This window comes from Actinobacillus vicugnae (assembly GCF_901687125.1).
GTDB classification, from domain to species: Bacteria; Pseudomonadota; Gammaproteobacteria; order Enterobacterales; family Pasteurellaceae; genus Actinobacillus; species Actinobacillus vicugnae.
This window is the reverse complement of the sequence record NZ_CABFJY010000004.1, coordinates 14,567-32,880: the sequence shown is the minus strand read 5'-3', so window position 1 is coordinate 32,880 and position 18,314 is coordinate 14,567. Positions and strand designations below refer to the sequence as shown.

At 39.7% G+C, this 18,314-nt stretch carries 16 protein-coding genes and 1 riboswitch; of the genes, 10 read left to right on the top strand and 6 right to left on the bottom strand.

What is annotated here, in order from left to right:
* Positions 1-61: 61 nt before the first annotated feature.
* The 7 genes from glpA to ribH all read left to right on the top strand — a co-directional run bounded on the left by glpA (position 62) and on the right by ribH (position 8,225).
* Positions 62-1,747, top strand: a complete 1,686-nt coding sequence (glpA, locus tag F8M47_RS01265; protein WP_150538410.1) for an anaerobic glycerol-3-phosphate dehydrogenase subunit A — start codon at positions 62-64, stop codon at positions 1,745-1,747.
* Complete coding sequence (gene glpB, locus F8M47_RS01260) at positions 1,737-3,023, top strand: glycerol-3-phosphate dehydrogenase subunit GlpB (protein ID WP_150538409.1); 1,287 nt, start codon at positions 1,737-1,739, stop codon at positions 3,021-3,023. The genes glpA and glpB overlap by 11 nt, the downstream gene beginning before the upstream one ends.
* Entirely contained in the window at positions 3,020-4,294 is a 1,275-nt protein-coding gene (gene glpC / locus F8M47_RS01255) for an anaerobic glycerol-3-phosphate dehydrogenase subunit GlpC (protein WP_150538408.1), read from the top strand. Before glpB ends, glpC begins: the two co-directional genes overlap by 4 nt.
* 51 nt (positions 4,295-4,345) lie before the next feature.
* Positions 4,346-4,471, top strand: a riboswitch (FMN riboswitch).
* Positions 4,472-4,622: 151 nt separating this feature from the next.
* Positions 4,623-5,708, top strand: coding sequence for a bifunctional diaminohydroxyphosphoribosylaminopyrimidine deaminase/5-amino-6-(5-phosphoribosylamino)uracil reductase RibD (ribD, locus tag F8M47_RS01250; protein ID WP_150538445.1), 1,086 nt, complete (start codon positions 4,623-4,625; stop codon positions 5,706-5,708).
* 16 nt (positions 5,709-5,724) lie between these two features.
* Entirely contained in the window at positions 5,725-6,372 is a 648-nt protein-coding gene (gene ribE / locus F8M47_RS01245; RefSeq protein ID WP_150538407.1) for a riboflavin synthase, read from the top strand.
* A gap of 54 nt (positions 6,373-6,426) precedes the next feature.
* Complete coding sequence (locus F8M47_RS01240) at positions 6,427-7,632, top strand: bifunctional 3,4-dihydroxy-2-butanone-4-phosphate synthase/GTP cyclohydrolase II (RefSeq protein WP_150538406.1); 1,206 nt, start codon at positions 6,427-6,429, stop codon at positions 7,630-7,632.
* Between the two features lie 131 nt (positions 7,633-7,763).
* A complete protein-coding gene (gene ribH / locus F8M47_RS01235; protein WP_150538405.1) occupies positions 7,764-8,225 on the top strand; it encodes a 6,7-dimethyl-8-ribityllumazine synthase in 462 nt (153 codons plus the stop codon).
* Positions 8,226-8,314: 89 nt separating this feature from the next.
* Here ribH and F8M47_RS01230 read toward each other — a convergent pair whose 3' ends face one another.
* The 6 genes from F8M47_RS01230 to proB form a co-directional block, all read right to left on the bottom strand.
* Positions 8,315-9,727 carry a YdgA family protein gene (locus F8M47_RS01230; RefSeq protein WP_150538404.1) on the bottom strand — a complete coding sequence of 471 codons (1,413 nt, stop codon included), beginning with the start codon at positions 9,725-9,727 and terminating at the stop codon, positions 8,315-8,317.
* Positions 9,728-9,750: 23 nt separating this feature from the next.
* Complete coding sequence (locus tag F8M47_RS01225; RefSeq protein ID WP_150538403.1) at positions 9,751-11,871, bottom strand: 3-hydroxyacyl-CoA dehydrogenase NAD-binding domain-containing protein; 2,121 nt, start codon at positions 11,869-11,871, stop codon at positions 9,751-9,753.
* Between the two features lie 10 nt (positions 11,872-11,881).
* The gene (locus F8M47_RS01220) at positions 11,882-13,186 is read right to left on the bottom strand and encodes an acetyl-CoA C-acyltransferase (protein WP_150538402.1); all 1,305 of its coding nucleotides are present in this window, start codon (positions 13,184-13,186) and stop codon (positions 11,882-11,884) included.
* 196 nt (positions 13,187-13,382) lie between these two features.
* Positions 13,383-14,018: an endonuclease III gene (gene nth / locus F8M47_RS01215; protein WP_150538401.1), complete on the bottom strand. Its 636-nt coding sequence runs from the start codon at positions 14,016-14,018 to the stop codon at positions 13,383-13,385.
* Complete coding sequence (locus F8M47_RS01210) at positions 14,019-14,795, bottom strand: TSUP family transporter (RefSeq protein ID WP_150538400.1); 777 nt, start codon at positions 14,793-14,795, stop codon at positions 14,019-14,021.
* Positions 14,796-14,850: 55 nt separating this feature from the next.
* A complete protein-coding gene (gene proB, locus F8M47_RS01205; RefSeq protein ID WP_150538399.1) occupies positions 14,851-15,942 on the bottom strand; it encodes a glutamate 5-kinase in 1,092 nt (363 codons plus the stop codon).
* A gap of 124 nt (positions 15,943-16,066) precedes the next feature.
* Between proB and folA the strand changes: the two genes are divergently transcribed.
* The 3 genes from folA to F8M47_RS01190 all read left to right on the top strand — a co-directional run bounded on the left by folA (position 16,067) and on the right by F8M47_RS01190 (position 18,260).
* Positions 16,067-16,555, top strand: coding sequence for a type 3 dihydrofolate reductase (gene folA, locus F8M47_RS01200; protein ID WP_150538398.1), 489 nt, complete (start codon positions 16,067-16,069; stop codon positions 16,553-16,555).
* Between the two features lie 125 nt (positions 16,556-16,680).
* Positions 16,681-16,902, top strand: coding sequence for a YgjV family protein (locus tag F8M47_RS01195; RefSeq protein WP_150538397.1), 222 nt, complete (start codon positions 16,681-16,683; stop codon positions 16,900-16,902).
* Between the two features lie 152 nt (positions 16,903-17,054).
* Entirely contained in the window at positions 17,055-18,260 is a 1,206-nt protein-coding gene (locus F8M47_RS01190) for a VasL domain-containing protein (RefSeq protein WP_167509587.1), read from the top strand.
* The last annotated feature ends 54 nt before the right edge of the window (positions 18,261-18,314 follow it).

The following is an 18,314-nucleotide window of genomic DNA, read 5'->3' as shown; positions in this document are numbered from 1 at the left end:
TACAATAACTTTGTTTTTATTGTTTCGTTTTATTTCATTTCAAATGTGGGAGAGGTCGAGTATGAACATTTCACCTCAGATGTATCAAAATGTTGCTGATTTTTCGCCAATAAGCACTGATGTCATTATTATTGGTGGCGGTGCCACAGGTGCTGGGATCGCCAGAGACTGTGCGCTAAGAGGCTTAAAATGCGTATTGTTAGAACGTAGAGATATTGCCACTGGCGCGACAGGTCGTAACCATGGCTTATTGCATAGTGGTGCACGTTATGCGGTTAATGATCGAGAGTCAGCAGAAGAGTGCATTAAAGAAAATCTAATCTTAAAACAAATCGCTCGTCATTGTGTAGATGACACCAAAGGGCTTTTTATCACGCTTCCCGAAGACGATCTTAATTACCAGAAAAACTTTATCCAAGCTTGTACAGCATCTGGGATAGAAGCGGTTGAAATTGAGCCAGATCTTGCAAAATATATGGAACCATCAGTAAACCCTGAACTTGTTGGTGCGGTAGTGGTGCCAGATGGTTCTATAGACCCATTTCGTTTAACCGCTTCCAATATGTTAGATGCTACCGAAAATGGTGCGAAGATCTTTACCTACTGTGAGGTCAAAGGTCTGATTCGTGAAGGTAGTACTGTGATTGGGGTGAATGTGTTCGATCATCGCAATCAAGTCAATCGCCAATTTTTTGCCCCTGTGGTAGTCAATGCGGGTGGTATTTGGGGGCAGGGTATTGCTGAATATGCTGATCTTCAAATTCGAATGTTCCCAGCTAAAGGTGCATTATTGGTTATGGGGCATAGAATTAACAATATGGTGATCAACCGTTGCCGTAAGCCAGCTGATGCCGATATTTTGGTGCCAGGTGATACTATTTGTGTGATCGGAACTACCTCTGACCGCATTCCTTATGATCAAATCGATAATATGGTGGTGACCCCTGAAGAAGTAGATATTTTATTCCGTGAAGGGGAAAAACTTGCACCAAGTTTACGTCACACCCGTGTATTGCGTGCTTACGCAGGTGTTCGTCCTTTGGTGGCAACAGATGATGACCCGTCTGGTCGTAATGTGAGTCGTGGCATTGTATTGCTCGATCATGCTGAACGTGATGGATTAGACGGTTTTATCACGATTACGGGCGGTAAATTAATGACTTACCGTTTAATGGCGGAATGGGCGACCGATTTAGTTTGCAAAAAATTGAATAAATCTGACCGCTTGTGTAGTACCGCTGAACGTCCTTTACCAGGTTCAAATGAAAGTCGTGAAGAAACCAGTAAAAAAATAATTTCATTGCCGAATACGATTCGCCATTCTGCGGTATATCGTCATGGTTCAAGAGCATTGCGTTTGCTTGAAAGCGAGCGTTTAGATAAAACTTTAGTCTGCGAATGCGAAGCTGTGACAGCGGGCGAAGTGCGTTATGCTGTTGATGAGTTGAATGTCAGTAATTTAGTCGATTTACGCCGCCGCACCCGTGTTGGTATGGGAACTTGCCAAGCAGAGCTTTGTGCTTGCCGTGCCGCAGGGTTGATGAGCCGATTCAAAGTCGCTACCCCGAAAGAATCCACCACTCAATTAGCTTCATTTATGGAAGAACGTTGGCGTGGTATTCAGCCGATTGCATGGGGCGATGCGATGCGAGAAGCTGAATTTACTAGCTGGATTTACTATAGCTTGCTTGGCTTGAATGATGTGTCAAGAGCAGAAGATCAAGGAGTGAATAGCAATGAATTTTGATGTGGTGATTATTGGTGGCGGCTTAGCAGGTTTAACTTGTGGAATTGCGCTCCAACAACAAGGCAAACGCTGTGCGATTATTAATAACGGACAAGCAGCGATTGATTTTTCTTCTGGCTCAATGGATTTGCTTTCTCGTTTACCAAGCGGTCAAAAAATCCAACATGTTTACCAAGCGTTAGATATATTGGCAGAACAAGCACCTGAACATCCCTATAGCATTGTAGGGAAACAACAAGTGATTGCGAAAGCACAACAATTCGAGCAATTAGCTCAATCACTTAACTTAGATCTAGAAGGTTCTACACTGCAAAATCACGATCGAATCACACCGCTTGGTGGCATTCGTGCAACTTGGTTATCGCCAAATAGCGTGCCAACGGTTGAAAGTTTAAGTTCGTTAGTGGAAAAACAGATAGCAATTTTAGGTATTGAAGGCTATCACGATTTCCAACCGCAATTATTGGTCGAAAACCTAAAACAGCATAGTCAATTCACAGATTACGAATTTACAATCGGTTATCTAAATATTCCTGAATTGGATTATCTACGCCAAAACTCACGCGAGTTCCGTAGTGTGAATATTGCTCAACTGCTGGAACATAAATTGTCGTTTGAAGATTTGGTAGAAGAAATTCAACAAGCTGCAGGTAGCGCTAAAGCGGTATTTTTACCCGCTTGTTTTGGTTTAGACAATCAAGATTTTTTCAACAGTTTGCAACAGGCAACAGGACTAATGTTATTCGAATTACCAACGTTGCCACCGTCTTTGTTAGGTATTCGTCAGCATCGTCAATTGCGTCTGCGTTTTGAACAATTAGGCGGAATGATGATGAATGGTGACCGTGCGGTTAAAGCTGAATTTGAAGGTGATAAGGTCGCACGTATTTTTACCAGCTCACACCAAGAGGAGCCAATTAGTGCCGATCATTTTGTGCTAGCTTCAGGTAGTTTCTTTAGTAATGGGCTGGTGGCGGAGTTTGAGCATGTAAAAGAGCCAGTGTTTGATTTAGATATTTGCGGTAGTAAAAATTTTGATTATTCCGACCGCTTCAGTTGGACAAACAACCGCTTTGCAGCGCCTCAGCCTTATCAATCAGCGGGAGTAGTGATTAACTCGGCTTGCCAAGTACAAAAAAAGGGTGCTGTTGTGCCAAATTTATATGCGATTGGTAATGTAATTGGTGGTTTTCAAGGTATTGAGCAAGGCTGTGGTTCAGGTGTTTCGATTGTAACCGCATTAACCGTTGCAGAACAAATAGGAGGTGCAAAATGAATATTCAGCAATTGATTGAAAACGCACGACACAATGCACAATCTCCTGTGGTTCATCAACATTTTGATCCAAGTTTTGAAAGCTGTTTAAAATGCACCGCTTGTACCGCTGTTTGTCCTGTTTCACGCAATAATCCGTTTTACCCAGGTCCGAAACAGTCGGGCCCTGATGGTGAACGTTTACGTTTAAAAAGCCCTGATTTCTATGATGAGGCATTGAAATATTGCACCAACTGCAAGCGCTGTGAAATTGCCTGTCCATCAGATGTGAAAATTGGCGATATTATCGTACGTGCAAGAAATCGTCATGTTGAGCGTCAAAATAAACCGCTTGTCCATAAATTGCGTGATGCGGTGTTAAGTAATACCGATATTATGGGAACGCTCAATACGCCATTTGCACCAATTGTTAATACGATCACAGGTTTAAAAGCAACGCGTTTCTTGTTAGAGAAAACTTTGAAAGTCAGCCAACATCGAACCTTACCGAAATATTCGTTTGGTTCGTTCCGTAACTGGTATATGAAAAAAGAAGCTAAACGCCAAGCACAATTCAAACAACAAGTTGCTTATTATCACGGTTGTTATGTGAACTACAATAATCCGCAATTAGGTAAAGAAGTTATTGATGTGATGAATGCGCTAGATATTGGTGTGGTGTTACTTGAAAAAGAAAAATGTTGCGGATTGCCACTAATGGTCAATGGTTTTCCTGAACGAGCCAAAAAACAAGCGGAGTTTAATCTCAAATATCTTGAAAAGACTGTTGATAAACAGCTAGAAGTGATTGGTACTTCTTCAAGTTGTACGGCTAATATTAAAGAAGAGTATAGTCATGTACTTGGTATGCCGAACACCAAAGTGAAATCGCATATTGATATTGTGACTCGCTATTTGTATAAATTGCAAAAATCAGGCAAAAAATTACCGCTTAAACCGATGCGGTTACGGGTGGCATATCACACTGCTTGCCATGTAGAAAAAGCAGGTTGGGCGCCTTATACTTTGGACTTGTTAAAACAAATTCCAGAATTAGAAGTAGTGATGTTACCTTCACAATGTTGTGGTATCGCAGGTACTTACGGTTTTAAAGCAGAAAACTATGAAACTTCACAAGCGATTGGACGTACTTTATTTGAGCATATCAATGAAGGTGGCTTCGACTATGTGATTTCAGAATGTGAAACCTGTAAATGGCAGATTGATATGTCGAGTAATGTAACTTGTTTACACCCAATTACTCTGTTGTCTATGGCATTAGCTAAACATTAATTGCTACTTGACATTGACAATCAAAAGTCGCAAAATTTGTAACAATTTTTTAATAATCTTCAGGGCAGGGTGAAATTCCCGATCGGCGGTAAAGTCCGCGAGCTGAACGGAAACGGTTTGGCAGGAACTGGTGAAATTCCAGTACCGACAGTATAGTCTGGATGGAAGAAGATGAAATAACCGTGTAAGCGGTGGTTTTTCCTATCTTTTTTACAAGCCTTGAGATCGAAAGATTTCAAGGCTTTTTGACTTTTAGGGAAGGGAAATAGGCACGAAATGTTGTGTGCTTACCCTTCTCATTCCTGCCTTGAAAATCCCAATTAAATATATGACTGATTTAGACTATATGCGCCGAGCGATTGCTTTAGCAAAACAAGGTTTAGGCTGGACAAATCCTAATCCGCTGGTTGGCTGTGTGATCGTTAAAAACGGTGAAATCGTTGCTGAAGGCTATCATGAAAAGCTGGGTGGCTGGCATGCAGAGCGTAATGCGATTTTGCACTGTAAGGAAGATCTTACTGGTGCGACCGCTTATGTAACACTTGAACCTTGTTGTCATCACGGGCGCACCCCTCCTTGTTCAGATTTATTGATTGAGCGAGGCATTAAAAAAGTCGTGATTGGCTCAAGTGATCCTAATCCACTGGTAGCTGGTAAAGGCGCAACGCAATTGCGCCAAGCAGGCGTGGAAGTAGTGGAAGGTTTACTAAAAACGGAATGTGATGCGCTGAATCCGATATTTTTCCACTATATTCAAACCAAACGCCCATATGTGTTGATGAAATACGCGATGACCGCCGACGGTAAAATAGCAACCAGTACAGGTGAATCAAAATGGATCACTGGTGAATTAGCGCGCGCAAAAGTGCAAGAAACGCGTCATCAATACAGTGCAATTATGGTAGGGGTGGACACTGTATTAGCGGACAATCCGATGCTAAATAGCCGAATGCCAAACGCTAAACAGCCTGTTCGTATTGTGTGTGATAGCCAGTTGCGTACCCCTTTGGATTGCCAACTTGTACAAACCGCAAAAACTTATCGCACCATTATTGCCACAGTCAGTGATGATTTGCAAAAAATTGCGCAATTCCGACCGCTTGGGGTAGAGGTATTAGTCTGTAAAGCAGCTAATAAGCGGGTAGATTTGCAAGATCTTTTGCAAAAGCTTGGGGAAATGCAAATTGATAGCCTCCTACTGGAAGGAGGGGCAAATTTAAATTTCAGTGCGTTGCAAAATGGTATTGTGAATCGAGTACATTGCTATATCGCACCAAAGCTAGTCGGTGGTAAACAAGCAAAAACGCCCATTGGTGGCGAAGGGATTCAACAAATTGCACAGGCGGTCAAATTACAACTGAAATCAACCGAATTAATTGGCGAAGATATTTTGTTGGATTATGAAGTCATTTAACGATAGGAAAAACAAAATGTTCACAGGTATTATTGAAGAAGTTGGCAAAATTGCTCAAATTCATAAACAGGGCGAATTTGCAGTCGTCACTATTAATGCAAACAAAGTATTACAAGATGTGCATTTAGGCGATAGCATTGCGGTAAATGGCGTCTGTTTAACGGTTACCTCTTTTTCGAGTAATCAATTTACTGCAGATGTCATGTCAGAAACTTTAAAACGTACTTCATTAGGCGAACTAAAGTCAAATAGCCCAGTGAATCTAGAGCGAGCAATGGCAGCAAACGGACGTTTTGGTGGGCATATTGTATCAGGTCATATTGATGGCACAGGTGAAATTACCGAAATTATTCCAGCACATAACTCAACTTGGTATCGTATTAAAACTGCACCAAAATTAATGCGCTATATTATCGAAAAAGGCTCAATTACTATTGATGGCATTAGCTTAACTGTTGTGGATACCACAGAAGATAGTTTCCGTGTTTCGATTATTCCTCATACCATTAAAGAAACGAATTTAGGTGCAAAAAATATCGGTAGTACAGTAAATTTAGAAAACGATATTGTCGGCAAATACATCGAACAATTTTTGCTCAAAAAGCCAGCGAGTAAGCCACAAAGCAAGTTAAGTTTCGACTTTTTAAAACAAGCAGGATTTTAAAGACTATTTGTAGAGTCTTGCCAATCAACATAATTTATATTCTAGGAAAATAAAATGAGTAATTTCCAATTTTCAAAAGTAGAAGAAGCAATTGAAGCGATTCGTCAAGGTCAGATTATTTTGGTGACTGATGATGCAGATCGTGAAAATGAAGGCGATTTTATTTGTGCAGCAGAATTTGCTACACCAGAAAATATCAATTTTATGGCAACTTACGGTAAAGGCTTGATCTGTATGCCAATTTCTCGTGAAATTGCAGAAAAATTAGAGCTTCATCCCATGGTGGCGAAAAATACTGACAACCATGAAACTGCATTTACGGTTGCGATTGATCATATCGAAACAGGCACGGGGATTTCTGCTTTTGAGCGTTCTTTAACTGCACTAAAATTAGTTGAAGACAATGCGAAAGCAAGCGATTTCCGTCGCCCTGGTCATATGTTCCCGTTAGTTGCAAAAGACGGTGGGGTATTAGTGCGTAATGGCCACACTGAAGCAACGGTGGATTTAGCTCGCCTTGCAGGTTTAAAACACGCAGGTTTATGTTGTGAAATTATGGCAGAAGATGGCTCGATGATGACTATGCCAGATTTGCAAAAATTTGCGATTGAGCACAATATGCCATTTATCACTATTCAGCAATTACAAGAATATCGCCGTAAGCACGATAGCTTAGTGAAACAAATTTCTGTGGTAAAAATGCCAACCAAATATGGTGAATTTATGGCGCATAGCTTTGTGGAAGTGATTTCTGGTAAAGAACACGTTGCATTAGTCAAAGGTGATTTAACCGACGGCGAACGAGTGCTAGCGCGTATTCATTCAGAATGTTTAACAGGCGATGCTTTCGGTTCTCAGCGCTGTGACTGCGGTCAGCAATTTGCGGCAGCGATGACCCAAATTGAGAAAGAAGGCAGGGGGGTGATTCTCTATTTACGCCAAGAAGGACGTGGTATTGGTTTAATTAATAAGTTACGTGCTTATGAATTACAAGATAAAGGTATGGATACAGTAGAAGCAAATGTGGCATTAGGCTTCAAAGAAGATGAGCGTGAATATTATATTGGTGCACAAATGTTCCAAATGTTGGGCGTGAAATCTATCCGCTTATTAACCAACAATCCCGCTAAAATTGATGGCTTAAAAGAGCAGGGCTTAAATATTATTGCACGTGAGCCAATTATTGTAGAACCAAATAAAAACGACATTGATTACCTAAAAGTAAAACAGGTAAAAATGGGACATATGTTTAATTTTTAGTGGAATAATGAGTAGGGACGCCACGCTTGGCGTCCATATGATGAATAATAAGGACACGAAGCATCGTGTCCCTACCGCTCACAAGCGGTCAAATTTTCAAGCAATTTTGCATAATTTCAGAGGACAAAAAAATGGCAAAAATTACAGGCAACTTAGTTGCAACAGGTTTAAAATTCGGTATCGTAACGGCACGTTTTAACGATTTTATCAACGATAAATTATTAAGCGGTGCAATTGATACATTAGTGCGTCACGGTGCGGATGAACATCAGATCGATACAGTGTGGGTACCTGGTGCATTTGAAATTCCACTCGTTGCGAAAAAAATGGCAACCAGCGGTAAGTATGATGCAGTAATCTGTTTAGGTACTGTAATTCGTGGTTCAACAACGCACTATGATTATGTATGTAATGAAGCAGCAAAAGGTATTGGTGCAGTTGCGTTAGAAACAGGTATTCCAGTGATTTTCGGTGTATTAACTACAGAAAACATTGAACAAGCAATTGAGCGTGCGGGTACTAAAGCGGGTAACAAAGGCTCAGAATGTGCATTAGGCGCAATCGAAATGGTAAACGTATTAAAAGCGATTTAATTTCTGGTTGTTAGATTTATAAACAAGCGGTCTATTTTTGAAAGGAATTTGCAAAATTCCCAGCAAAATAGACCGCTTGTATTTATGACTTATCTGACTAAACCACTTATACTGAGTACAAGTGCCCAAAGTATCATTTGTAGTTCAGATTCAGAAAGTGTTCTGCCATTTAAATTGACTTTTCCATTCTCAATATTTAATGCCAGTTTCACATTTTCCGCATCTACGCTAGCAAGTTGAGATTGTTTTGCAATGGACGCAAGTTGTTGCACAATTCTTTTGGCATTTTCTTCAGGGTTACCCAAATAATTTTGGTCTGGCACAATCGTTAACCATTTTGCGATAAACTCTTCAGTTGTGGCTAAATTTAAATCTAAATTTAGACTAGAGGGCTTAAAGATTTTCAGCACTTGTTCGACTGAGCTTAATTGTGAAACCTGTGCAATATCAAACTTATTCAAATCTAAGTTGAGCGCAAAACGATTTTTCCCTTTACTATTTTCTAGTGATAATTCCTTCACTTTTAACTGAGCAGATTGGGTCAGCAAGCGAGTTAAAGCAGTATGAAGTTGTTGCTCAAATTCTGGATTTTTTTCATCAAAATTTTCAGATAACACCATGAATTCATTAAACGATTTGGCATCCAGATCTGCCTGCATATCAAAATGCATTTGGCCAAGTTTTGCATTTGCGCTACCGTTGTTACCGTCCATTTTAAAGGTTAAATCGGTGCTACTAAGCACACGGTCGTTGGCAATGTTGCTGTTACCTTTAGAACGTAGTTCATTTAAATTGAAAATAGGGCAATTCTCAGAGGTAATGGTGAGTTTTTTCAGTGCAAATTGATAATCGCCAAGGCCTTTTATTGCAGGGTAATTTTGATTGGTTTGGTAATTAGCTTGGTAATTTAAACCTGTTAGCGCAATCGTCTCGTTACCATTTTGTAATTTAAGCGAGTCTGTTTGTAGCTTTTGTTTACCTAAGCCAGTGTAGTCGCCTTCAAAATAAATTTTTGAGGCTTCGATCGTTTTCGATTTAAATGGGTTAATCGTAACATTACCTAACACATCACCACGATAACTGGTATGAGTGGTTGCTGAAAGCACATTGCTATCGGTAAAGTAAGCTTTCACTTTTTCATCAAGTGTCGAAATTTGCGTTTCAGCGCTTAATAACATAGGTGCTAAATTGCCTTTGATTAAGCGATTGAGCGGTAATGGACCATGATAAAGTTTATCATGACCTTTTAGCGTGAAAGTTTGCTCTTTGGTTTGCACTTTTAAATCATATTCCACATCTGAGCTAAATAACCCTTTAGTAAGTTTTATTTCCTCAATTTGTGCATTGACATCATAGGCATTTAATACTTTTAAACCCGTATTAGCTTTTGCAATCAGTTCAGGGTAACGTTGTTCAATTTGATTGCCTGTGTAATAGGCGCCACCCGTGGTGATTGCTGCTAATACGGCAACCACTGAAAGTGCAATGGTTGATTTTTTCATTGGCTATCTCCTTTTTGTATAAATTAAACTTGTTCTGCTTGTTGTACTAACCATTCACATGGCTCAAAGCGTGCACCATATAATTTTGAATGTAGGAGTAGCTGTTTAACAATTTTTTTCGCACCGATTTTCTCTATATAAGCGTAAATCCCACCTCTAAATTCAGGGAATCCTGCACCGAGTACTGAGGCAACATTACCCTCGTCGATTGATTGAATCACATTGTCTTGTAAGCACCATGCAGCTTCGTTGATCATACGTAAAATACAACGGCGAGCGATTTGTTCTGATTCAAGATCATTATGCGCAATAGTTTCCATTACATGATAGATACTTTTATCTTCTTGTAGACGTTCACCGAAACGATCATACATATAGAAACCACGTTTATTTTTACAACCTTTGCGTTCATTGCGGATCAACAAATCAACCCTTTCAGGCAACATAAAACGCTGTCCTAACTCACGTACCAGCGCAGGGTTTGATTTTGCAATCACATCTAGCCCCATTTCATCAATCATCGCCAGTGGGCCTAATTGGAAGCCAAATTCTTGTAATGAGCGGTCGATAAATTCAATTGCTTCACCATCAATCAAACATTGAATTGCTTCTAGTAAAAGTGGGGTTAGGATTCGATTGATAAAGAATCCTTGTTTATCTGCCACTAATAATGGTACTTTGCCTTGCTGAATCGCAAAATGGATTGCGGTAGCGATAGTGTGTTCACAAGTCGTTTCATGCGGAATGATTTCGACCATTTTTTGTTTTACCACAGGGCTAAAATAGTGGAAACCAATCACATTTTCAGGGCGTTGTGCTACAGAGGCGATATCTTTAATCGCAAAAGTAGAAGTATTGGTTGCGAAAATAGCGTGTTCGTCATAATACTGCTCGCTTTCTTGCAACATACGTTGTTTAAGTTTGAGATCTTCATAGACCGCTTCAATAATAAAATCAGTTGATTTTGCAGCAACTAAGCGTTCGCCACCCGTGATCAAATTCATCCGTTGGATCATTTCACCGTGATTTAGTCGCTTTGTATCTACGGCTTTTTGCATCAGTTCAAAACTCGTACGTAATGCTTTACGAATTTCAGATGGATGAATATCTTTAATACGAACAGGAATTTGCGCATTATTTGCAGTTAAATAGGCGATTCCTGCGCCCATATAGCCTGAGCCAAGCACGCTCACTTGAGACACATCGCGTACATTACCACGAATGCGATATTTATTTTTCATCGCACGCTCAGTTTTTTTCAACTCGATTAGCACTTTAGAAGTTTCAGTATGGAATAGCTCTGCAAATGCAGCTTGTTCTAATGTTAAGCCTGCTTTGAAATGCGGTTCTTTTAGCAATTCAATTAAGCGAGCGACCGCAGGGTAGTTACCAAAGGTTTTTAGCCACACCAAATTTTCAGTACGATCTAAAAATTTATTACGGAAGAGCGTATTGCCTTCTAACTGTTTGCGAAGCTTTTTGAATAAGGTAAGCGGTCGTTTATGATCAATTTTTTGCACTTTATTATTCAACAACAGCTGATAAGCCGTATCAAAAAGACGAGCGGCTGGCACTAATTTATCAATTAATGCAAACTTATGTGCTTGTTCTGCAGTAATTTTGTTACCAAACAGTAAAAGTGGAGTAGCGTTTTGCAAGCCGATTAAACGTGGTAAACGTTGTGTTCCACCAGCAAATGGCAATAAACCAGAACGAACTTGTGGCATTGCAAATTGTGTATAGTTTTCATCGCTTGCGACACGGTAATCACAGGCTAAGGCAAGCTCTAAACCAATTCCGAAACAATTACCGTCAATAGCAGCAATAACAGGCATTTTGAGCGTGTTAATTTCTCGCATCACAGCTTGTGCTTCTTGCGAAAAGGCTTTGAGCTGTTCAGGAGATTGCGCTTTTAACAGACTAGGTTTGAAGCCCTGAATAAAATTACGAGTGCGCGCAGAAGTGAAAATGACGCCACGTGCTTGTTGATAGATCACACTACCAATTACGCTACGCAGTTCACTCACAAAAGTTTCAGGTAGCCAGTTGGCATCTTGATCGGTGGTTTGAATACGAATAATCGCAATACGATTTTCATCAATTTCTACTTGAAATGCAGGTGTTTGTGCTTGTTGTTCAATCATCCTCAATTCCTTATTCGCTTTCTAAAACCATTGCAGCACCTAAGCCACCTAAACCACTGGACGCAACCAACGCTAATCCGCCACCTTGACGTTTTAGGGCATAAAGTGATTGGATAATCGTACGCAAACTGGTGACCGCACGTGGGTTGCCAAATGCAATAGAACCCCCTAAATGATTCAATTTATCTACATCAATTTTGCCCAAACAAGCGGTGCGGTTTAGATATTTTTTTGCAAATTCATTGGATTCAAAAAATTGAATATTAGCGAGCATTTGGCTGGCGGATGATTCATGAATATCAATAAAGCTCATATCTTGTAATTGCAGTTCTGCACGGTCGAGCGCTTGCGCACTCGCAATGGTTGCACCTGCAAACATATCTTGCCAAATATCATTACCTGTAATTGAATAACTACGAATATAGCCAAGCGGTGCAAGCCCAAGTGCTTTTGCTTTACTTTCATTCATCAGTAATACCGCAGCCGCACCATCTACAGGTTGTGGCATATTCGCTTCTGTTACGGTGGCATACTCTTTATTGACAATAGGGGAGAAACGTTGGTAATAACGTGAACGAGTAGCCGCAGATATCAGCGTGTCAGAAACGACAAAGTCCTTATACGGGCTAGGGAAAGAAGGCATCACTTCTTCTTTTAACAAACCGATTTTCCACGCATCGGCAGCTTTTCGGTTGGAAAGGCGAGCGTATTCATCTTGATCCGATCGGCTAATATTGTATTGTTGTGCCATTTGTTCTGAAACTTCTGCCACTGACATTTGGGTGGTGAAATCTTTCAGGTTTACACTATGTGGTTTGAAATCACGCCAAGAGAATTGGCGAAAACGACGATATTTTTCGTCCAGTGTCTCCGCTGCAAAAATAGATTTGAAATTATAGATAACACGTGGGCTAATACTTAATGGTGCGTTTGAAATGGAGTCGGCACCTCCTGCTATTCCCGCAGAAATCGAACCGCTTACAATACTACCCGCTACATTGGCGATTGCCTGTAAGCCAGATAAACAAGAACTACTAATACTATAAGATTGCATATGAGACATATTTAATGCGATTGCAATTTCTCGAGCAGGATTGGGAATATCAGGTTGTTGGATGACTTGACCAAAAACCAGTTGCTCAATTTCATTTCGTTCAATGGAGGTACGGCTAAGTAATTCATTGGTCACCATTGTACCAAGGCTGGTGGCATACGCATCTTTAAAGCCTGTGTCTTGGCGAGCAAATGGCGTTCTAAGCCCAGATACAATCGCAATACGTTCATCTTTAGCTGTCAGTAAATTCTGAGTCGGCATGATTTTTCCTTTATCGGGAGGAGGGAATCGAGTAGTAAAGTTGTTATTGTAACACCCTGAAATAGAAAAGAAATCATCAATGTTAAAAGTTATGTTGGAAATGTTAAATTTAGAGAAAAAGTGGAAAAAACAAGCGGCCAAATTTGGTTAAATTTTTGCAAAAAATTCACAGCATTTGACCGCTTATGAGCACTGATTAGTAATCGGTTTTATCTTTAAACTCGCACAAATCTTCAATAATGCATGAGCCACAACGAGGCTTACGAGCAACACAGGTATAGCGCCCATGCAGAATCAGCCAGTGATGCACATCCACTTTAAATTCAGCGGGCACTACTTTCAATAACTTCTCTTCGACTTTTACTACGTCTTTACCAGGAGCAAAACCTGTGCGATTAGCTACACGGAAAATATGTGTATCTACCGCAATGGTTGGATGACCAAAAGCGGTGTTTAACACTACATTGGCGGTTTTACGTCCAACACCCGCAAGTGCTTCCAATGCTTCTCGATTTTCAGGCACTTCACCGTTATGTTTTTCGATGAGATCTCGGCAGGTTTTAATAATATTTTCCGCTTTGCTATTAAATAGCCCAATCGTTTTAATATATTCTTTTAGCCCATCAATGCCTAAAGCTAAAATCGCCTGTGGCGTATTCGCCACGGGAAATAATTTATCCGTTGCTTTATTTACCCCTTTGTCAGTAGCTTGCGCAGAAAGAATTACAGCAATCAGTAATTCAAACGGATTGCTGTAATTAAGTTCTGTAGTTGGGTGAGGATTTTCGTTGCGTAAACGGGTTAAAATTTCAATTCGTTTTGCTTGATTCATCTAAATTCCTAAAAAAGATAACAGTCCTTGGTCGTATAACATTTTAATTACCATAATAAAAGACATACTGACTAACATCGGGCGCACCAGTTTTTTGCCTTTGGTTACCACCATTCTTGCCCCGAGTGTACCGCCGATAAATTGCCCAATCATCATAATAAAGCCAATTTTCCATAACACTGCACCGCCTAAAATAAAGAAAATCAATGAGGCAAAATTTGAGGTGAAATTCAATACTTTGGCATGTGCTACCGCTTTAGGTAAATTAAAACCGAGCAATAAAATAAACGCTAGGGTAAAAAATGAACCTGTGGCTGGTCCAAACATTCCGTCATAAAAGCCAACACCAGCTGCTGCAGTAAACGCAAACAGTGGCAAGCTAATGCGTTGTTTTCGATCTTCATCGCCAATATTCGGGCTAAATAAAAAATAGAAACCAATCAGTAACACTAAAAACGGTAGCAAGGCTTTAAGTGCATTTACATCAATGGTTTGCACGAAGATTGTACCGCAAGCAGCACCAATAAAAGTCAATAAGATCAATAGGAAAATCTGTTTGACATCGACCGCTTTTTTACGCACAAAATAAAGTGAGGCAGAAAACGAACCACCACAGGCTTGTAATTTATTTGTGCCTAATGCCATCGCAGGTGGAACGCCAACAGTCAATAGCGCAGGAATGGTAAGTAATCCACCGCCACCAGCAATCGCATCAATAAAACCTGCAAGCACGGCAACGCTAAATAAGATGGCTAAAATATCTATGCCAAGTTCCATTTATTCTCCTTTTATAAGCGGTCAAATTTTTAGTAAATTTAACCGCTTGCTTTGCTTAATAGATAACCATTTCATCAATATGTACGGCAACTGAACCAAATTCGTAACCGAGTAGCGACTCAATTTCTGCTGATTTTTTGCCTTTAATACGTGCTAATGCTTCGCTACTGTAACGAGCTAACCCCAGCGCTAGTGCTTTGCCTTCCTGATTAAAAATTTTAACCACTTCACCGCGGCTGAACACCCCACTAATATTTGATACCCCAACTGGAAGAAGCGATTTATGTTGCAATAATGCTACTTCGGCACCTTTATCTACGGTTAATGAACCAACCTGCGGTGCGGCAAATAGCCATTGTTTTCTGCCTTCTAAACGGTCAGATTGGACTAAGAATTTGCTACCAATTGCTATGTCGTTGGCTAAATCAACCAACACATTTTCACGAGCGCCAGAAGCAATAATGGTTTCCACTCCAGAACGGGTTGCAATATCCGCAGCGGTAATTTTGGTGCTCATTCCACCTGTGCCAAGCCCTGTAGAACTACCACCTGCAATCTGACGGATTTCTGGGGTAATTTTTTCAACAACAGAAAGTAAAGTTGCGTTTGGATCTTTACGAGGATCAGCACTAAATAAGCCTTCTTGATCGGTTAATAAATAGAGCTGATCAGCGTGCGCCAGAATTGCGACTAAGGCTGATAAATTATCGTTGTCACCTACTTTAAATTCTTCAGTTGCGACTGTGTCATTTTCGTTAATGACAGGAATGATTTTTTGTTCTAATAACGCATTTAGTGTATCTCGTGCATTCAAAAAACGCTCACGATCGTCAATATCTGCACGGGTCAATAAAATCTGTCCGATATGAATGCCATAAATATCGAATAAATTTTCCCAAGTGCGAATTAGCTGGCTTTGACCGACCGCAGCGAGCATTTGTTTATAAGCAAGTGTTTTGGGCAGTTCGGGATGACCTAAATAATCACGTCCAGCGGCGGCTGCGCCAGAAGTAACCACAATCACACGGTGGTGTTTATGCAGTTCAGCGATTTGTTTTACAAGTTCCAACATATAAGGACGGCTTAGACTTTGACCGCCGTGGGTGAGGGTGCTTGTCCCAAATTTGATAACAATAGTCTTGCTCATAATGTCTGTTTTGGTAGGTTGGTTAAAGAAAAAAGAAATTATGTGAAAAGTAGCACTTTTGTTTGATAAAATCACGTTTAATTTCAACTTAAATTAAACTAAAATGCATAAGGGTAGCAAATCGATGAAAATCAGTTTAATTGTGGCACGTACGCAGAATCATGTGATCGGGCAAAATAATCAAATGCCATGGCATTTACCAGTAGATTTGGCGTGGTTTCGTCAAAATACGGTGGGTAAACCTGTGATTATGGGGCGTAAAACCTACGAATCTATTGGGCGTTTATTGCCAAAACGAGCAAATATTATTTTATCGCGCTCTGCATTTGCGGTTGAAGGGGCGTATTCAGCAACAAGCCTTGAACAAGCGATTGAATTAGCCAAAACTTTTACAAATGTAGATGAAATAATGCTGATTGGTGGTGGTGAACTGTTTAAACAGGCGATTCCTTTGGCTGATAAACTGTACTTAACGGAGATTCAAGCGGAAATTGAGGGGGATACGTTCTTTGAATTTGATGAGCAGAACTGGCAGCTAGTCGAAGAAAAGTGGTCAGACATTGATGAACAAAATCCTTATCAATGTCGTTTTATGCTACTTGAACGTAGTTGATGTTGATTTTATCAGCAATTAAAACATAAAAATGTGAACGCAATCCTTTGCTTTTTTTAAAGTTCAACACAAGCACAAAATACTCAGTAAAATAGTTGTAGATATTAATTTTAGGAGATCTTCTTATGGATTATGTAGAACTATTTGGTTATTTTGCAATGTTTTTGGTTGGTGTCTCTTTTTTATTAAAAGACGTGATTAAATTACGCCTTGTGAATGCGCTAGGTTGTGCGTGTTTCACCTTGTATGGCTTAATGATCGGCTCATTACCTGTTGCAGGTTTAAACTTTTTTGTTACTTGCACCAATCTCTATTTCTTCGTAAAACATTTACGTGAAAAAGCGTAATTCATTTTGTTAAAATGATAAAAAAGAGGCCGCTTGTTATTCAATCGACAAGCGGTCTTTTTTGTTTCCTTACCAGCAAAATTCAGCGCTATAATAAGCAACGTATATCAAAATATTTTTATAAATCATCATTGTATAGAAAGGATAAAGTAATGCAGTTAATTAAAAATCTATATTTAGGTGGGTCGCCCGCAGATTCAGATAAATTTATGGCGATTAGAGAGCAAATTAATTTTGCGAATAGACCTGATAAAAGTACCGATTGGCACAAAGTAGAGACGCTTTCTGCGCAATTGCTCGCCGAGAATGGGGTAGATTTACAAACATTAGCTTATTATGTGGTCGCAAAAACAACAATAAATACAGATTACCAAACGCTTTTTAAACATATTGAATTGCTAGCAATGGTGTTACCCTCATATTGGAAAGAGATTTGGCCTTATGGGACGCAAGCACGTATTACCGCTTTAAATTGGCTGGCATCTAAATTGGTTAGAAAATTTGAACAGGTTGATTTTATTGCTGTTCCGCTAAAAGAGATTGAATTATTGGAACATACTACAATAACGATTGTAGATTTTTTAACAGATTATCCAGATTGCCGATTTATTAATTTGCTTACCCTTATTCGAGAAAAATTAGCCCAAAGACAACAAAGCGAAAAAATAGAAATCTCGATCCCTTTATTAAATCACGCTTTACTTGACTCACCACATAAATTAAATGAGCTAACGCCTAAACCGAATGTGTCTAAAGTTCAAGTAAAACCCCAAGTTAAAGTACAAGAACAGCTTACGCCAACCATCAGCCAGCATATTGTTGAAAAGAAAAAGTCGTATAAATTGCCACTTTTTTCAGTCGCTAGCTTTATATTGGGTTTGATTGTGGCAAGTGTGCTATTTATCTATGAAAAACAACCTGAACCCCCTCTTGCTGTGCAATTAAAAGCAAGTTCATCGCCTATTTATGGATTAAATTTGGCTGAAAAATTAATTGAGCAGGCCAAACTTTCGGAAACCGAAGAAAATCGAAATGCGATAGCAACCTGGCAAGCACAACAGCGCCAAAGACAAACGATTGGACAGCAAACGATTCAACCAAATTTGGTTAAAGCTAAAGTGAGCGCACTACAGGCTGAGTTATTAGAGGCTGAAAAGCATAAAGGGAGTATTACTATTTCTCGTTTAAAAACAGCGCTTTACGAGATTGAAAAGGAATTAAATAAATCACCATTGCTAGAACATAATTTATTTAAACTTTCTCAAAATCCGCATGATAGCGTATTACAAGCTGAAATAGAGCAGCAGTTTTCAGTATTACTCGCAGTATATATGCAATATCAAGCTGAACAGCAATAAATGAGGGTAATGTAGATAGACAAAAGGCTAGAGATTATCTCTAGCCTTTTTGCA